The following is a 17192-nucleotide window of genomic DNA, read 5'->3' as shown; positions in this document are numbered from 1 at the left end:
CTGCGGCTGAGTTTGCTGCGGCTGCGGCTGGTGATGGGGCGGCGGGACCGGGGCCGGGTTGACCACCGGGGTGCTCGCGTACGGGTTCGGGTAGCCGTACTGCGGCGGGGCGCTCTGCCCGTACGGCTGCTGCTGCGGCTGGGACTGCGCCTGCGGGGCGTACGGGCCGTAGGGCGCTTGGGTCCCGGTGACGGAGTGCGGCACGCCGGCGGCCCCGAGCCGCGCGTAGTGCCGGATGTCGAAGACCAGGAAGTACCCGGCGCTCGCGGCCCCGAGGAGCAGGATGCACGACAGCGCTATGTCGGTCCGGACGTCCCCCTCGGGCAGCGAACCGACGACGGCGAAGGCGGTGATCGCCACCGGGATGCTCGCCCACGCCACCGCCCAGTCGTACCAGCGCCCGCGCAGGATCGCGATGCGCAGCAGCGGCACGCACGACAGGACGCCGCAGCTGAAGACGGCGCAGATGGGGAACAGCACGCGCATGGTGATGACGGCGCCGTCAGTGCGGACTGGCGGCGTGGTGCCGGAGCCGTGCATGGCTGCTCCTGAAGACCTGGTGAGACGTACGTGGGGACAGACACTCGGTGCGGCACGCGCTCGACCAAGCGCTTTGAGCGTATACACCGACACCGACAACGGCCCACGGGTTGTACGGATCCGATGTGGCGCGGCTCACTCCGCCGTGCACTCCTGACTCACTCGCGCCTCACCGCGGCCGTACGGTCCCGTCCGTCAGGCCGTCGTACAGCCCCTGCACGAGCTGTTCGCCGAGTCGTCCCGCCTGCCGCAGGGCGTCCTCGAACTCCGCCAGGGTGCGGAAGCGCTCGCCGTACTGGCGCTGGTCGGCGAGCGGCAGGCGGGGCAGCTGGAGGCGGCGCACGTCGAGCCGGGTGGAGGTCGACGCGTAGCTGCTGGCCTGGCGGTTGTTGGCGGTGCCGCGCAGGAAGCCGGCGAGGAACCAGGGGTCGAGAGCCGCCGGGTCGGGGCGCAGCAGCTGGAGGCTGCGGCCCAGGGCGGCGCCCGCGGTGGCGTCGTCGACGACGCGGGCGACCGAGCCGCCGCCGAGCACGGGCACCACCACGTCGCCCGCTTCGAGGAGCACGGGGTCCTCCGCCGGGCCTTCGGGGAGGGTGCCCGAGGGCGCCGCCCCGCCGAGCACGTCCTGTTCGGTGAGGACCGGTTCCCCGGAACCGGCTCCCGCGCCGCCCGCACGCAGCACCAGGGCGCCCGCCCTGGCGAGTTCGCCGACGGTGGTCGTCGGCCAGCGCGGGGGTTGCGCGTTCTCGCCGGCGGGGGGCGTGAGCGCGGTGGTCTGCCGCAGCGTCTCGGCCAGCCGCTCGCGTACGACGGCGAGTTCGGCGGCGCCCTTGCCGGCCGCCGGGGGCGGCAGGTGGCGGGCGGGGGCGAGGTCCACGTCGTCGTCGAGGAGTTCGATCACGGACACCGAGCGGCTGACGCCAGGGCGTTCGGCGACGGTGCCGTCGCGGTCGAAGTGCTGCCAGGTGTCGAGGACGACGCCGTGCAGGGCCTGCCAGTCGAGCTTGTCGCGGCCGGCGGCGGAGAGGTCGGCCGTGTCGACGAGCAGCACTTCGTGGGACGGGCGGCCGCCCGGCGCGGGCTTGCGCAGGACCCACAGGTGCAGCGGGATGCCGTACGGGGGCGCGGCGCCGGCCGGGAGCGACACGACGGCGCGCAGGGCTCCCCGGCGCAGCAGGTCGGCGCGGATGCGGCGGCCGGAGCGGCGGGAGGCGGCGGCGGGCGGCATCAGGAGGACGGCGGTGCCGCCCTCGCGCAGCCGGGCCAGGGCGTGCTGGACCCAGGCGAGTTCGGACTCCGTACGGGCCGGGAAGCCGTACTCCCAGCGGGCGTCGTAGGCCAGCTCGTCGTGGCCCCAGTTGCGTTCGTTGAACGGCGGGTGGCAGAGCACGGCGTCGGCGGCGAGCTGCGGAAAGGCGTCGGCGCGCAGGGAGTCGGCGGCGGCGACGCGGACTTCGGCGCCGCCGTTCTCGGTGTGCAGGGCGAGGCGCAGTGCGGCGAGGGCGGCCAGGTCGGGGTCGCTGTCCTGGCCGTGCAGGGCGCGCCCGTCCTGGGAGCCGGCACCCGCTCCGTCGGGCTGCGCGTCGGCGGACTTGGCCCCGGCGCCCTGCGCGACGGCGCGCAGCAGCGTACCGGTGCCGCAGGCCGGGTCGAGGACGCTGCGGGCGGGGCCCGCGAGGGCCGCCATCAGGGCGGCGGGGCCGGGCGGGGTGAGTGTGTACTGACGCGGGTTGGCGTCGAGGTGGCGGCCGAGCAGGAACTCGTAGGTCTGGCGCGCGCCGAGTTCCGCGGCCAGCTCCGCGGTGGCGCGCAGCAGAGGCACGGAGGGCGCCAGCGCGGGCGCGTCCGGGGTGTGAACCGCCCGGTGCGGGCCGAAGCGGGGGGCGAGGACCTCCCCCAGGGCGGGCGACAGGAGAGCGGCCAGCTTCTCGTCGGAGACGGCGGAGAGCTGGAGCCACGCGGTCGGCCGGTCGCGTACGAGCAGGAGCCCGCAGCCCGCGTGGATCAGGGCGGTCACGGCGCCCGCCGGGTGGCCGGCGAGCTGCTGCCAGACCCGCTCGCGCAGCGGCACCTCGGCGATTTTCCCCTGGTCGCGCAGCCACTGCTCGACCGCGGGGAGGGCGAACGAGGGGCTCGTCTCGGTGCCGCCGACGGGTTTGGGGAAGTCCGGGTGGCGGCGGCGCCAGTTGCTCACGGCGGCGCGGCCCACCCCGGCGAGCCGGGCGATTCCGGCGGCGGTCACCTCTGCTGCGTTGTCCGACACCGGCCGGCTCCCCTCGTACACCTGCACCTGCTTGTGCACCGAGCATACCCGCGCACACAAGACGAGCCGCTTCACGTCGTGAATCGAAGTCATCGCGTGAACCGTGTTGACTCGGTTCACAAGCTCTGCTGTGATTGACCCATCGCAGCAGAACGGGGCGGCAAGGCAGTCCCGCACACCCCTTGTCCGGAGGACATCCATGTCTCAGTACACGCAGCAGCCTCAGTTCCCGCAGGCTCCGATGCCGGCCGCGCAGGCCCGCAACGGCCTGGGCACTGCCGCCCTGATCCTCGGCATCATCGGCGCGCTGTCGGGTCTGATCCCGTTCTTCTTCTGGCTCGCCGGCATCCTCGGCATCATCGCCCTGGTCATGGGCCTGGCCGGCCGGGGCCGCGCCAAGCGCGGCGGGGCGACCAACAAGGGCGTCGCCCTGGCGGGCGCCATCCTCGGCCTGATCTCGCTGATCATGTCGGTGGTCGGCGCGGTCATCCTCTTCAAGGCCGTGGACGACGCGGTGGACGACATCAACAAGGCGACCAGCAGTTCGTCGGCCACCAAGGAGCCGGGCGACGGCAGCGCGAAGAGCGACGGCAAGAACAAGGGCAAGAAGAACAAGGGCAAGGGCGCCGCGGCCGGCGGCACGAGCGACGACTCCCAGACGCTGGCGGCCGGTGACTCGGCCGTCTACGACGACAAGCTGACGGTCACCACGTCCGCCCCGCGGCCGTACACCCCCGGCGAGTACGCCATCGGGCACACCAAGGGCAACAAGGCCTACAAGGTCACGGTCGTCATCGACAACGCCGGTACGGAGAAGTTCGACGCCGCGCTCGTCACCGCCGAGGCCCGCGCCGGCGCCGAGGGCGTGAAGGCCGAGCAGATCTTCGACGAGAAGGTCGGCGAGCTCTTCACCGGCACGCTCGCCCCGGGCAAGAAGGCCACCGTGGTGTACGCCTTCGACGCCCCGGCCGACGCCGAGAACCTGGTCGTCGAGATCTCTCCCGACTTCTCCCACGAAGCCTCGCAGTGGGACCTGAAGCTCTGACCCCAGGCGCTGCCCGCACCACCCCGCACCACCACAGACCGTCCGGCCCGCTCGCGCACCCCCCGCGAGTGGGCCGGACACTTTCCGCGTACGGACCCGGCCCGGTGTTCAGCGCCTCAGCGCCTCAGCGCCTCAGCGCCTCAGCGGCTCAGCGGCTCAGCGGCTCAGCGGCTCAGCGGCCGAAACGGGCCGGGGCCTCGGTCGGGCCGCCGGTGGCGGGCAGCGGTTCGTCCGGGCAGCGGGACAGTACTCGCCGCATGGCGTCCCGTTCGGCGCCGGTCACCCACAGCTCGTACTTCTTCTTCACGGCCACCTGCCGGGCCACGTACACACAGCGGTACGCCTTGTTCGCGGGCAGCCAGGTCGCCGTGTCGCCGTCGCTCTTGCGGCGGTTGGCGGAGGAGTCGACGGCCAGCAGGTTGAGCGGGTCGTTGGCGAAGGCAACCCGCTTGCGGCGCTGCCACTTCCCGGCGCCCTTCTGCCAGGCGTCGGAGAGGGCGACGACATGGTCGATGTCGACCTTGCTGCGGCCGCGCACGAACTCCACGCGCCGCCCGGTGTACGGGTCCTCGGTGAGCGTTCCGGCGGCGACCGCGCAGTCCGCGCCGCCGCCGCGCCGGATCCGTACGTCGGCCAGGTCGCGTTTCAGTATGTCGTCGCGGGTCCCGCACCCGTTGTCGTCGGTGTCCGCCCAGGCGCTGCCGAACGCCTCCCGCTCGTAACCGGTCCTGGGAGCGCGCCCCTTGACGGTGAGCGTCCCGGCGGCGGTGAGCGCCGAGCCGGCCGCGCCCGGCTCGGCGCCGCTGTCGCCGCCGTTTCCGCCCACCTCCTCCGGCGTGCAGCCGGTGACGGCGAGAGCGGCGGACAGGGCGGCTGCGGGGAGGGCCGCCCGGAAAGCACGCACCCGCGTCGGGGTGCGTATCCAGGCGGTCCGTCGGGGCGCGTCGGTATGCATGCCCTCCAGACTCCCACGGGCGTCCTTACACCTTGCCGATGCCCAGCGTGTTCTCGGACGGCAACAGCCCGGAGCCCAGCACCTCCAGCCACAGCGGCCCCAGCAACTCCGCCAGCCGCGCGGTCCCTTCCGGCCCGAGGGACCGCCAGGGCGCGGCGGCCAGCTCGTCGGTGACCCGCTCGACCTCGGCGCGCAGCGCGCGCCCCGCCCCGGTGGCGGTGCCTTCCGCGTCCAGCAGCCCGCGTGCGACGAGCCGTTCCCGCGCGGCCGCCCACTCCTCGTCGCTCCAGCCCCGGCTGCGGAACGTCTCCGCCGACGCCGCTCCGATCCCCGCGAAGCTCACCAGCGCCTCGACCGGGTCGAGTCCGGCGGTGAGCAGCGCCGCGAGGTGGCCGTCGCCGCGGTGCTCGCGCAGGACGGTCGCGGCCTGCCACAGCACGAGGTGCGGGGCGTCGGGCCAGGGCAGCGAGGCGTTGGCGGCGGCGAGCGGCCGGCCCGCGGTGTTCGCGGCCTCGGCGGCCCGGCGGGCCAGGGCGGCGGCCTCGGCGATCTCCGGCCCGTCGACCCGATCCCCGAAGAGGGCGCGGTAGGTGGCGTCCATCCCGCGCAGCCGCGCGGCCAGGGCGTCGGCCGGGTCCGCGCCGCCCCCTGCCGCCGGGACGTACTTCGCGACCATGCGCGGGCTGAAGCTGTAGAACGCGGCGGTCACGACCTCGGCGCCCACGGCCCCCAGCGGCGCGCGGCGCCAGGTGAAGTAGCCCGGCCAGCGGACGTCCGTCGAGCAGCCGAGCTTCTCCGCCTCCGCGAGGACCTCAGGGGCGTAGTAGAGGACGGCGTGCAACGGCTCCAGCAGGTGCCACATCTGCCGCACGCGCCCCAGTTCCACGACCTGCCCGCCCATGGCTCCTCCTCCGACCGCGACGCCCCATCTAGACATCGACAAGATTGCCTCGCCCGTCTCAACTTGTCAACGCCTAGATTCGGCGTAGTCTGCTGGCCATGACCAGCCGCGACACCTACCACCACGGTGACCTGCGACGGGCCGTCCTCGCCGCCGCGCTCGACGTCATCCGCACCGAGGGTCCCGCCGCCCTGTCCCTGCGCGACCTCGCCCGCCGCGCGGGTGTCTCGCACGCCGCCCCCGCCCACCACTTCAGGGACCGGACCGGCCTGCTGACCGCCATCGCCACCGAGGGGCACGACCTGCTGACCGCGGCGCTGTCCGACGCGACGGACCTGCGCGACGCCGGTGTGCGGTACGTGCGTTTCGCGGTCGCCCACCCGGCGCACTTCCAGGTCATGTTCCAGCCGGACCTGCTGCGGGCCGACGACCCGGAGCTGGAGGCCGCCAAGGCGCGTTCGTACGAGCGACTGCGCGCCGAAGTGGCCGGCCTCCCCGGTGACCGCGCCGCCGACCCGGAAGTGACCGGCACCGCCGCCTGGTCGGTCGCCCACGGCTTCGCCACTCTGCTCCTGACCCACAACCTGGACCGCTCCCTGGGCGGCCGCGCTCCGGAGGACGCCTTCCGGGCGGTGGCGGACGCGGTGTTCGGCAACGGCGGCGGGGAATAGCCGAAGACGATCAGCGCTTGACCCTGTCGCGTGCACGCGATCAACGACACGGACATCGGACATCGACAGGGGCGGGACGCATGACATCGACAACTTCCTTACGGCGTACGGGTGCGGCGCTGGTCACGGCGGCCGCACTGGCGGTCCTGCCGGTCGCCGGACCGCACGGTCCGGCCAGTGCCGCCGCGGCCGCCGAACGGCACGGCGCGCAGTGGCAGGGCGGCTGGGCCGCCTCCCCGCAGGCGCCGACCGCGCCGTTCGCGCCCAACTGGTCGCCGCAGGGCTTCGACAACCACACGGTGCGCCAGGTGGTGCGGGTCACCACCGGCGGCACGAAGGCCCGTATCGAGCTGTCCAACCGCTACGGGAGCACTCCGCTGCGCATCACCGGCGCGACGGTGGCCCGCACGGCCGAGGGCGCAGCCGTGAAGCCGGGTTCGGTCCGGCACCTGTCCTTCGGCAAGGGGCGCTCGGTGACGATCCCCGCGGGCGGCCGGGCGACCAGTGACGGGGTGCCGTTCAAGGTCAGGGCCCTGGAGTCGCTCACGGTGACGCTGTACCTGGCGGGGCCCACCGGGCCGGCCACCTTCCACCACTTCTCCGCCGCCACCAGCTACCGCGCCCACGGCGACCACCGGTCGGACCGCGGCGGCGCGGCGTTCGAGGAGAGCAGCGACTCCTGGTACTACCTCACCGGCGTCGAGGTCACCGGCGGCAGGCCGGCCGAGCGGCGCGACGCGGTGGTGACCTTCGGCGACTCCATCACCGACGGCGTCGGCTCCTCGCCGAACACGGACAACCGCTACCCCGACGAGCTCGCCGAGCGCTTCGCCGCCGCCGGGAAGCCCCGCGGTGTCCTCAACCACGGGATCGGCGGCAACCAGGTCACCAACGACACGACCTGGGCCGGGGAGAAGGGCATCGCCCGCTTCAAGGAGGACGTGCTCGACGAGCCGGGCGTCGGCACCGTCATCGTCCTGGAAGGCATCAACGACATTGGGGGCAGTGGTCCGACGTTTCCCGGCGGCCCCACCCCGGAGGTCTCCGCCGAGCGACTCATCGACGGGCACCGCTCGTTGATCCGTCAGGCGCACGCCAGGGGCATCAAGGCGGTCGGGGCCACGCTGACACCGATCGAGGGGTCGTTCTACGACGACGCGGCAGGGGTCAACGAGGCCAAGCGCCAGGCGGTCAACCACTGGATCCGCACCTCGGGCGAGTACGACGCGGTGGCCGACTTCGACCGCGCCGTGGCCGGACCCGACGGCGGCATCCGCCCCGCCTACGACTCGGGCGACAAGCTGCATCCGAGTGACGCCGGGTACCGCGCCATGGCCGACGCGCTGGACCTCGACTCGCTCTGACGGACCCGCCCGCCGACACCCGGGCAGCCGTGCCCGGTCCCACGGGGGGACCGGGCACGGCCCGCCGCCGGGGCGGGCTACGACCCCAGGATCGTCGTCAGGAACTCGCCGGTCCACGCCAGCAGTTCGCGTCCCACCACCGGCTTCCCGCCGATCTGTCCGGTGGTCGGGCGCGGCACCAGGATCTGGTGGGTGGCCGGCTTGAGGACCGTGCGGGGGTAGAGCCGCTTGAGGCGCAGCTCCTGCGACTCGCGCAGTTCCACCGGGCCGAAGCGGACGTTGGGCCCGGCCAGGGTGATGTCCGCGACGCCGCAGGCCCGCGCCAGCATCCGCAGCCCGGCGACCAGCAGCAGGTTCTCCACCGGCTCGGGAAGCTTGCCGTAGCGGTCGGTGAGCTCTTCCCGTACGGCCCGGATGTCCTCCTCGGAGTTGGCCGAGGCGATCGCCCGGTACGCCTGGAGACGCAGCCGCTCGCCCGGCGCGTAGTCGTGCGGAACGTGCGCGTCCACCGGAAGCTCGATCTTGACCTCCAGCGGCGGCTCCTCCTCGGCCTGGCCGTCCACCGCCGCCCGGTAGTCCGCGACGGCCTCGCCGACCATGCGGATGTACAGGTCGAAGCCGACGCCCGCGATGTGCCCGGACTGCTCGCCGCCCAGCAGGTTGCCCGCGCCGCGGATCTCCAGGTCCTTCATGGCGACGTACATGCCCGCGCCCATCTCGGTGTGCTGGGCGATCGTCGCCAGCCGCTCGTGCGCGGTCTCCGTCAGCGGCTTCTCCGGCGGGTACAGGAAGTACGCGTAGCCGCGGTCGCGGCCGCGGCCCACCCGGCCGCGCAACTGGTGGAGCTGGGAGAGGCCGAAGTTGTCGCCGCGCTCGACGATCAGGGTGTTGGCGTTGGAGATGTCGATGCCGGACTCGACGATCGTCGTCGAGACCAGTACGTCGAACTTCTTCTCCCAGAAGTCGACGACGACCTGCTCCAGCTGGCTCTCGCCCATCTGGCCGTGCGCCGTCGCGATCCGCGCCTCGGGCACAATCTCGCGGAGCTTGGCCGCAGCCCGGTCGATCGACTCGACCCGGTTGTGGATGTAGAAGACCTGGCCCTCGCGCAGCAGTTCGCGGCGGACCGCGGCGCCGATCTGCTTCTCCTCGTACGGGCCGACGAAGGTCAGCACCGGGTGGCGCTCCTCCGGCGGCGTCGTGATCGTCGACATCTCGCGGATGCCGGTGACGGCCATTTCGAGCGTGCGGGGGATGGGGGTGGCGGACATCGTCAGTACGTCGACGTTGGCGCGCAGCTTCTTCAGCTGCTCCTTGTGCTCGACGCCGAAGCGCTGCTCCTCGTCGACGATGACCAGGCCCAGGTCCTTGAACTTCGTCTCCGACGAGAACAGCCGGTGGGTGCCGATGACGATGTCCACCGAGCCCTCCCTGAGGCCCTCCAGGGTCGCCTTCGCCTCGGTGTCGGACTGGAAGCGGCTGAGCGCCTTCACGACCACCGGGAACTGGGCGTACCGCTCGGAGAACGTCCCGAAGTGCTGCTGCACCAGCAGGGTCGTGGGCACCAGGACGGCGACCTGCTTGCCGTCCTGGACCGCCTTGAAGGCGGCGCGGACCGCGATCTCCGTCTTGCCGTAACCGACGTCGCCGCAGATCAGCCGGTCCATGGGGACGGACTTCTCCATGTCCTCCTTCACCTCGGCGATGGTGGACAGCTGGTCGGGCGTCTCGACGTACGGGAAGGCGTCCTCCAGCTCCCGCTGCCACGGGGTGTCCGGGCCGAAGGTGTGGCCGGGGGCCGCCATGCGCGCCGAGTACAGCTTGATCAGGTCGGCGGCGATCTCCTTGACCGCCTTCTTCGCGCGCGCCTTCGTCTTGGTCCAGTCGGCGCCGCCGAGCCGGTGCAGCGTCGGGGCCTCGCCGCCGACGTACTTGGTGACCTGCTCCAGCTGGTCGGTGGGGATGTAGAGGCGGTCGCCGGGCTGGCCGCGCTTGGCGGGGGCGTACTCGACGAGCAGGTACTCGCGGGTCGCGCCCTGGACGGTGCGCTGGACCATCTCGATGTAGCGGCCGACGCCGTGCTGCTCGTGGACGATGAAGTCGCCCGCCTGGAGCGTCAGCGGGTCGATGGTCTTGCGGCGGCGGGCCGGCATCCGGCCCAGTTCCTTGCTGGCGGTGCGCTGGCCGGTCAGGTCGGTCTCGGTCAGTACCGCCAGCCGCAGGCCGGGGTCGACGAAGCCGTTGTCGATCGAACCGCAGGCGACGTGGACGACGGACGGGGTGATCTCGGCGAGCTCCGCCTCCAGGCGGGCCGGGATGCCCTCGCCGCCCAGGACCTCGGCGGTGCGGGCCGCCGGGCCGTGGCCCTCCGTGATGTAGACGGTCCGCCAGCCGTCGGCCAGCCAGCCCTTGGTGTCGGCTAGCGCTCTCGCCGTGTCGCCCCGGTACGCCTCGGGGGCGTGCATGCCGAGCTTCAGGGTGTCGTCCGACAGCTCCTCGTCGGCGGCGAACGGGGCCACCGACCACCACAGCATGTCCAGCTCACGGGCCCGTTCCCGGACGTCGGCGATCCCCCGCAGCGAGGCCGCGCCCACGTCGATGGGGGCCTCGCCGCCGCCGGCCGTGGCGGCCCAGGACGCCTGGAGGAACTCCTGCGAGGTCGCCACCAGGTCCGCCGCCCTGGTCCGTACCCGCTCGGGGTCGCAGACCAGCGCCATGGAGCCCTTGGGCAGTACGTCGAGCAGCAGCTCCATGTCGTCGACGAGGACCGGGGCCAGTGACTCCATGCCCTCCACGGCGATGCCCTCGGCGAGCTTGCCGAGCAGCTCGCCGAGCTCCGGGTGGGCCTCGGCGAGGGCGGCGGCCCGCTCCCGCACGCTGTCGGTCAGCAGCAGCTCGCGGCAGGGCGGCGCCCACAGGCCGTGCTCGGCGACTTCGAGGGAACGCTGGTCGGCGACCTTGAAGTACCGGATCTCCTCGACGTCGTCGCCCCAGAACTCCACGCGCAGCGGGTGCTCCTCGGTCGGCGGGAAGACGTCGAGGATGCCGCCGCGCACCGCGAACTCGCCGCGCTTCTCGACGAGCTCCACACGGGAGTACGCCGCTGCCGCCAGCGCCGCCGTGACCTCCCCCAGGTCCGCGCTCCGCCCGGTCCGCAGCGCCACCGGCTCCAGGTCCCCCAGGCCCTTGACCTGCGGTTGGAGCACCGAACGGACGGGGGCCACGATCACGCTCACGGGGCCGGCGGACGGGTCGTCGGCGTGCGGGTGCGCGAGGCGGCGCAGGACGGCGAGGCGGCGGCCCATGGTGTCGCTGCGCGGCGAAAGGCGCTCGTGCGGCAGGGTCTCCCACGACGGGTAGTCGACGATCCCCTCCTCCGGCAGCAGCGTGCGCAGCGCGGCGGCCAGGTCCTCGGCCTCGCGGCCGGTCGCGGTGACGGCGAGCACGGTACGCCCGGTCTCGCGGGCCAGCGCGGCCACCGCGAAGGGGCGCGCGGCGGGCGGGCCGACCAGGTCGATGTGCATGCGGTTGCCGTCGGTGGCGGCCTTCACCGCTTCGGCGAGCGCCGGGTCTCGTACTACGGCATCCAGCAGACCGTGCAGGCTCATGAAGGGCTTCCGTCCGGGTAACGAGGTGACGAGGTGGACAACGCGAAGGGCCCGACACGTCGCACGGGCCGGGGTGTCCCCAGCCTACGACGCCGGACTGTCACTCGCGCGGGGGAACGCCGGGACTCGGCCGGTGGTGGCGGGCGACGCACAGGTCCTGGCCGCGTGACGACAGCGACGGGCCCGGCCCCGGTGAGGATGCTCACCGGGGCCGGGCCCGTCGCCGTACCGCCCGCCCCTCCTACTCCGTGGCGATCGCGTTCAGCACGTTCATCCGGCCCGCCCGGAACGCCGGGACCAGCGCCGCGAACAGACCGACGAAGGCCGAGCCCACGAAGACCGTGAGGATCGTCGCCCACGGAATCTCCAGGACGCCGAGCCCCTCCAGGGCCAGCAGCTTCTGGGCGGTCGTGCCCCAGCCCATGCCCAGGCCGAGGCCGAGCAGGGCGCCGAAGAGGGCGATGACGACGGACTCCATGCGGATCATGCGGCGCAGCTGGCGGCGCGAGAGGCCGATGGCCCGCATCAGGCCGATCTCCCGGGTGCGCTCGACGACCGACAGGGCGAGCGTGTTCACCACACCGAGCACCGCGACGATGATCGCGAGCGCCAGCAGGCCGTAGACGATGTTGAGCAGCTGGCCGACCTCGTCCTTGAGGCCCTGCTTGAAGTCGGTCTGGTCCTGCACCGTGAACTGCGGGTAGTCGGCCAGCGCCTTCTTCAGCCCGGCGTACGCGGCCTTCTCCTTGCCGTCCACCGCCTTCGCGAACATCATCATGTTCGGCGGCACCCGATCGGCCGGCAGGTACTGGGCGGCCGTCGTGACGTTGGTGTACATCGCGCCCTTGTCGACGTTCGACTCGTCCGAGGTGATCGCCGCGATCTTGAGCTTCGCGGTCTCGCCGCCGGTGAACGCGACGGTCATCGTGTCGCCGACCTTCACGCCGTGCCGCTCGGCGTAGTCGCTGCCGACGGACATGGCGTTCTTGCCGTACGCCGCGGCCAGCTCACCTGCGACGATCTCGCGCCGCAGGTCCTTGGCGTACGTCGGGTCGGCGGCGACCAGTTCCTCGGTCTCCTTGGCGCCGTCGGGAGCGGTCAGCTCGGCCTTGATCATCTTGTAGCCGGTGACGTGCTCGATGTCGGCGGCCGCGCGCAGCGCCTTCTCGGCCTTGGGCACGATCGGGCCGCTGGGTCCGCTCTGGATGATGAAGTCCGCCCCGACCGACTTGTCGAGCTCCTGCGTCGCCGAGGCGACCATCGAGGACCCGACGACGGAGAGGCAGGCCACCAGGGCCAGGCCGATCATCAGCGCGGCGCCCGTCGCCCCGGTGCGGCGCGGGTTGCGCAGCGCGTTGCGCTCGGCCATCCGGCCCACGGGGCCGAACATCCGCAGCAGTACGGCGCTGATCGCCCGTACCACCACACCCGCCAGGAGCGGGCCCACGACGATGAAGCCGATCAGGGTGAGCACGACACCGCCGCCGAGGAGCAGCGAGCCCTCGCTCGCCTTGTCCGCCTGGGTGGTCAGGTAGAGCAGCAGGGCGCCCGAGCCGGTCAGGAGCAGGCCGATCGAGGCCCGTATCCAGCCGGCCCTGCCGTCCGCCGGCGTCCCGGCGTCGCGCAGGGCGGCCATCGGGGAGACCTTGCCGGCCCGCCGGGCGGGGATGTAGGCGGCGACGACGGTGACGACGATGCCGAGCGCGAGACCGACGACCGGGGTGGTCCAGGCAACGGTCAGGTCCTTGGTGGACAGCTCCATGCCCATGGAGCCCATGAGTTGCATCAGGCCGACGGCGAGTCCGACACCGGCGCCCACGCCGAGGATCGAGCCGACGACGCCGAGCAGCAGGGCCTCCACCAGCACGCCCCGGTTGACCTGGCCGCGGCTGGAGCCGATGGCCCGCATCAGGCCGATCTCACGGGTGCGCTGGGTGACCAGCATGGAGAAGGTGTTGACGATGAGGAAGATGCCGACGAGGAAGGCGATCCCGGCGAAGCCGAGCATCGCGTACTTCATCACGTCGAGGAAGGCACCGACGTCCTCACGCCCCGAGTCCGCGGCCTCCTTCGCGGTCTGGAGCTTGTACGGTCCGCCGGCGGCCCCGTCGAGGGCGGTGGCGACGTGCTGCTTCAACCGTGTGTCGCCGACGCCCTCCTCGGCGGTCACGGAGATGTGCGTGAAAGCGTCCGGCCTGCCGAGCAGCTCGCGCTGCGCGGTGGCGGTGTCGAAGTAGACGACGGTCGCGCCCGGGTTGGTCATCTTGAACGACGCGATGCCGGAGATCCGGGACTCGATGTCGCCGGTGACGGCGATGGTGCGCAGCGCGTCGCCGAGCTTCAGGCCGTGCTTCTCGGCGGTGTCGGCGTCGACCATCACGTCGGTGGGCCCGCGCGGGGCGTGCCCGGAGGTGATGTCCATCGACTTGAGGTCGTTGCGCGTCCAGTTGCCGGCGATCGTGGGCGCCCCGTTGTCGGAGCCCATCTTCTTGTTGGCGGCGTCGACGACGGTCACCGACATGCTGACGACGGCGCCTTCGGCGGACTTCACGCCGTCCGCCTTCGTCACCTGCTCGACGAGCGAGGCGGGGAGCGCCTCGGGCCGGCCGGTGCGCGGACCCTGGTCGTCGTCCTCGGCCGCCTCGTGGCTGATGGTGACATCGGCCGAGGTCGCGGAGAAGAGCTTGTCGAACGTGGTGTTCATGGTGTCGGTGAACACGAGCGTGCCGCACACGAACGCCACCGAGAGCAGGACCGCGACGGCGGACAGCGCCATGCGTCCCTTGTGCGCGAGGAAGTTGCGCAACGAGGTCTTGACGACGGTCATGAGGTCCGCCCGCGCGCGTCGAAGTCCTTCATGCGGTCGAGGACCTGGTCGGCGGTGGGCGAGAACATCTCGTCGACGATCCTGCCGTCCGCGAGGTACAGCACCCGGTCCGCGTACGAGGCGGCCACCGGGTCGTGGGTGACCATCACGATGGTCTGGCCCAGCTCGTCGACGGACTTGCGCAGGAACGCCAGCACCTCCGCCCCGGCTCGGGAGTCGAGGTTTCCGGTCGGCTCGTCACCGAAGATGATCTCGGGGCGCGCGGCGAGCGCCCGCGCCACCGCGACGCGCTGCTGCTGTCCGCCGGACAGCTGCGTGGGCCGGTGCTTCAGCCGGTCCGCGAGGCCGACCGTCTCCACCACCCGGTTGAGCCACGCCGCGTCGGGCCTGCGCCCCGCGATGTCCATCGGCAGCGTGATGTTCTCCAGGGCGTTCAGCGTGGGCAGCAGGTTGAACGCCTGGAAGATGAAGCCGATCCGGTCCCTGCGCAGCTGCGTGAGCTTCTTGTCCTTGAGCTTGGTGATCTCGGTCTCGTCGAGGTGGATCTCGCCCGAGGTCACGGTGTCCAGGCCGGCGAGGCAGTGCATCAGGGTGGACTTGCCGGAGCCCGAGGGGCCCATGATGGCGGTGAACTGCCCCCGGTTGATGTCCACGTCGACGTGGTCGAGCGCGACGACGCGGGTCTCCCCCGACCCGTACGCCTTGACGACCTGCCGCGCCCTCGCGGCAACGGCCGTACGCCCTCCAGTGCCCCCGTGCCTGGGAATGGTCATAGCCGTTGTCACGGTGAATCTCCTCAGTGGTGAGCCGCGCGTCGTTCGGCGGCGATCGAGTACGTCGAGTCTGGCGGCCGGAGATCCCCCGCACACTGGTGCGCATCTCCGTATTCGCCCTGGTGCCAGCCCCACCCCCCTGGTGCGGCGGGCCGTAAGACCAAGCTAAAGAACGGCCGGCTCGTCCTCGTCCTCCACCGGGACGAACACCCCCTGGGCAGAAATAAGGAGAAGCCCCTAGGGGCTGTCCACCCCCGGGTGGACCCCGACTCCGGGCAGCCTGCACCCTCCCCCTGCGTGACCTGCAAATGAGAAGGTGTCGGGGGCCAGATACGTGCACGGTGAAGGGATCTTGGTGAGCGGCGCCGGAAGCAGTGCGGGCAAGGCGGGGAGTACCGGCGGCACCGGAAGCACGGACGACGCCGCGGGCGGCGGCAGTCCGACGCCCCTCGTCCCGGACGCCCGCCGCGGGGCCGTCGTCGCCGCGCTCATGCTCGGCATGGCCCTGGCCGCGCTCGACGGCACGATCGTGTCGACCGCCGTCCCCCAGATCGTCGGCGACCTCGGCGGCTTCGCCGTCTTCTCGTGGCTCTTCTCCGGCTACCTCCTCGCCGTCACCGTCACCCTGCCCGTGTACGGAAAGCTCTCCGACACCTTCGGCCGCAAGCCAGTGCTGATCGCCGGCATAGCCCTCTTCCTCCTCGGCTCACTGCTCTGCGCCTGCGCCTGGAACATGGCGAGCCTGATCGCCTTCCGCGTCGTCCAGGGCCTGGGCGGCGGCGCCATCCAGGGCACGGTCCAGACGATCGCCGCCGACCTCTACCCCCTCAAGGAACGCCCCAAGATCCAGGCGAAGCTGTCCACCGTGTGGGCCGTGTCGGCCGTCGCGGGCCCCGCGGTCGGCGGACTGCTCGCGGCGTACGCCGACTGGCGCTGGATCTTCCTCATCAACCTGCCCGTCGGCGCGGTCGCCCTCTGGCTCGTCGCCCGCCACCTGCGCGAACCCGCCCGCACCAAGGACCGCCCGGCCCCCCGCGTCGACTGGGCGGGCGCCCTCTCGGTCTTCGCCTGCGGCGGCCTGCTGCTCTTCGCCCTCGTCCAGGGCGGCGTCGCCTGGCCCTGGCTCTCGGCGCCCTCGCTCGCGCTGTTCGGCGGCAGCGCGCTGCTCGCCGCGCTCACCGTCGTCATCGAACGCCGCGCCGCCGAACCGGTCATCCCCGGCTGGGTGTGGCGCAGGCGCACCATCGCCGCCGTCAACCTCGCCCTCGGCGCGCTGGGCCTGCTCATGGTCGCGCCGACCGTCTTCCTCCCCACCTACGCCCAGGCGGTCCTCGGACTCGGCCCGATCGCCGCCGGCTTCGTCATGTCCGTCATGACGCTCAGCTGGCCGCTGTCCGCGGCGCTCAGCCAGCACGCGTACACCCGCATCGGTTTCCGCCTCACCGCGATCATCGGCATCTCCTGCTCGACGCTGATCCTGCTCGCCTTCCCGCTGCTGCCGTTCCCCGGCGCGGCCTGGCAGCCCGCCCTGATCATGCTGCTGCTCGGCGCGGCGCTCGGGCTCTTCCAACTCCCCCTGATCGTCGGCGTGCAGTCGACGGTCGGGTACGCGGAGCGCGGTACGACGACCGCTTCCGTCCTCTTCTGCCGCCAGGTCGGCCAGTCCGTCGGCGCGGCGCTCTTCGGCGCGATCGCCAACGCCACCCTCGCGTCCCGGCTCGCCGCCGCCCCCGACGACATCCGCAGCGGCCTCCCCGGCGACCTCGACTCCGTCTCGCACGCGCTGGCCGACCCCGGCTCGCTCACCGCGGAGGCGGCCGAATACCTGCGCCGGGCGGTGGACACGGCCGTCGACCACGTCTACGTCGGCGCGGCCGTGGCGGGCTTCCTCGCCCTGCTCGCCCTGGTCTTCGTGGCGCCGCGCCGCTTCCCGGTCATCACCGAGGAGACACCGGCCGACGCCGGCTAGCGGCCACCGACGCACCACACCCACCACCAGTTACCACCAGTAAGAATGAACAACGCTCTTCTTACCCGAGGTAACCAGCAGATCCTCGCGCGAGTTCGTACGAAAGGCTCCCCGCCGCGCATACCGCTGGGTAACGTACGCGACCCCACCAGCGCCCCGCCGCCGCTCCCCGGCCCCGGACGCGCTTCTCCCTGCAGTCCGCAAGGACCCAGCCGCGCAAGGAGCAAGCACGCACATGTCGCACTACCCTGAGTACCTGTACCCCTGGCAGAGTTC

The 17192-nt window shown here is 72.4% G+C and carries 11 protein-coding genes; 4 read left to right on the top strand and 7 right to left on the bottom strand.

Translation table 11 applies throughout. The annotated features are described in order from the left end of the window. Both E2E34_RS18735 and E2E34_RS18730 read right to left on the bottom strand, forming a co-directional pair. Positions 1-540: hypothetical protein (locus E2E34_RS18735; RefSeq protein WP_138903068.1), on the bottom strand; the 540-nt coding region annotated here is incomplete at its 3' end. Positions 541-709: 169 nt separating this feature from the next. Then, positions 710-2782, bottom strand: a complete 2073-nt coding sequence (locus tag E2E34_RS18730) for an N-6 DNA methylase (protein ID WP_138903070.1) — start codon at positions 2780-2782, stop codon at positions 710-712. Between the two features lie 220 nt (positions 2783-3002). Between E2E34_RS18730 and E2E34_RS18725 the strand changes: the two genes are divergently transcribed. Beyond that, complete coding sequence (locus tag E2E34_RS18725; protein WP_138903067.1) at positions 3003-3848, top strand: DUF4190 domain-containing protein; 846 nt, start codon at positions 3003-3005, stop codon at positions 3846-3848. A 172-nt stretch (positions 3849-4020) separates the two neighbouring features. On the opposite strand, the gene E2E34_RS18720 is transcribed toward E2E34_RS18725, so the two are convergent. After that, positions 4021-4803 (bottom strand): HNH endonuclease family protein, encoded by a 783-nt coding sequence (locus tag E2E34_RS18720; protein ID WP_138903066.1) that lies wholly within the window; start codon positions 4801-4803, stop codon positions 4021-4023. Positions 4804-4828: 25 nt separating this feature from the next. Then, positions 4829-5704, bottom strand: coding sequence for an SCO6745 family protein (locus E2E34_RS18715; protein WP_138903065.1), 876 nt, complete (start codon positions 5702-5704; stop codon positions 4829-4831). A 98-nt stretch (positions 5705-5802) separates the two neighbouring features. Here E2E34_RS18715 and E2E34_RS18710 point away from each other — a divergent pair, with 98 nt between their 5' ends. Continuing rightward, entirely contained in the window at positions 5803-6375 is a 573-nt protein-coding gene (locus E2E34_RS18710; protein ID WP_138903064.1) for a TetR/AcrR family transcriptional regulator, read from the top strand. An 80-nt stretch (positions 6376-6455) separates the two neighbouring features. Then, positions 6456-7739: an SGNH/GDSL hydrolase family protein gene (locus tag E2E34_RS18705; RefSeq protein WP_138903063.1), complete on the top strand. Its 1284-nt coding sequence runs from the start codon at positions 6456-6458 to the stop codon at positions 7737-7739. 77 nt (positions 7740-7816) lie between these two features. Here E2E34_RS18705 and mfd read toward each other — a convergent pair whose 3' ends face one another. The 3 genes from mfd to E2E34_RS18690 all read right to left on the bottom strand — a co-directional run bounded on the left by mfd (position 7817) and on the right by E2E34_RS18690 (position 14959). Then, positions 7817-11347: a transcription-repair coupling factor gene (gene mfd / locus E2E34_RS18700; RefSeq protein WP_138903062.1), complete on the bottom strand. Its 3531-nt coding sequence runs from the start codon at positions 11345-11347 to the stop codon at positions 7817-7819. 241 nt (positions 11348-11588) lie between these two features. Next, positions 11589-14174, bottom strand: a complete 2586-nt coding sequence (locus tag E2E34_RS18695; protein WP_138903061.1) for an ABC transporter permease — start codon at positions 14172-14174, stop codon at positions 11589-11591. Next, entirely contained in the window at positions 14171-14959 is a 789-nt protein-coding gene (locus E2E34_RS18690; RefSeq protein ID WP_138903060.1) for an ABC transporter ATP-binding protein, read from the bottom strand. Before E2E34_RS18690 ends, E2E34_RS18695 begins: the two co-directional genes overlap by 4 nt. Positions 14960-15302: 343 nt before the next feature. Here E2E34_RS18690 and E2E34_RS18685 point away from each other — a divergent pair, with 343 nt between their 5' ends. Next, the gene (locus E2E34_RS18685) at positions 15303-16916 is read left to right on the top strand and encodes an MFS transporter (RefSeq protein ID WP_486387776.1); all 1614 of its coding nucleotides are present in this window, start codon (positions 15303-15305) and stop codon (positions 16914-16916) included. The last annotated feature ends 276 nt before the right edge of the window (positions 16917-17192 follow it).

It is taken from the genome of Streptomyces albidochromogenes (assembly GCF_005981925.1).
Lineage (GTDB): Bacteria > Actinomycetota > Actinomycetes > Streptomycetales > Streptomycetaceae > Streptomyces > Streptomyces albidochromogenes.
This window is presented reverse-complemented; position numbering and strand designations above follow the sequence as displayed.

Coding starts and splice junctions, on each gene's coding strand:
- E2E34_RS18725 (WP_138903067.1), top strand. CDS start 3,003: ATGTCTCAGTACACGCAGCAGCCTCAGTTCCCGCAGGCTCCGATGCCG.
- E2E34_RS18720 (WP_138903066.1), bottom strand. CDS start 4,803: ATGCATACCGACGCGCCCCGACGGACCGCCTGGATACGCACCCCGACG.
- E2E34_RS18715 (WP_138903065.1), bottom strand. CDS start 5,704: ATGGGCGGGCAGGTCGTGGAACTGGGGCGCGTGCGGCAGATGTGGCAC.
- E2E34_RS18710 (WP_138903064.1), top strand. CDS start 5,803: ATGACCAGCCGCGACACCTACCACCACGGTGACCTGCGACGGGCCGTC.
- E2E34_RS18705 (WP_138903063.1), top strand. CDS start 6,456: ATGACATCGACAACTTCCTTACGGCGTACGGGTGCGGCGCTGGTCACG.
- mfd (WP_138903062.1), bottom strand. CDS start 11,347: ATGAGCCTGCACGGTCTGCTGGATGCCGTAGTACGAGACCCGGCGCTC.
- E2E34_RS18695 (WP_138903061.1), bottom strand. CDS start 14,174: ATGACCGTCGTCAAGACCTCGTTGCGCAACTTCCTCGCGCACAAGGGA.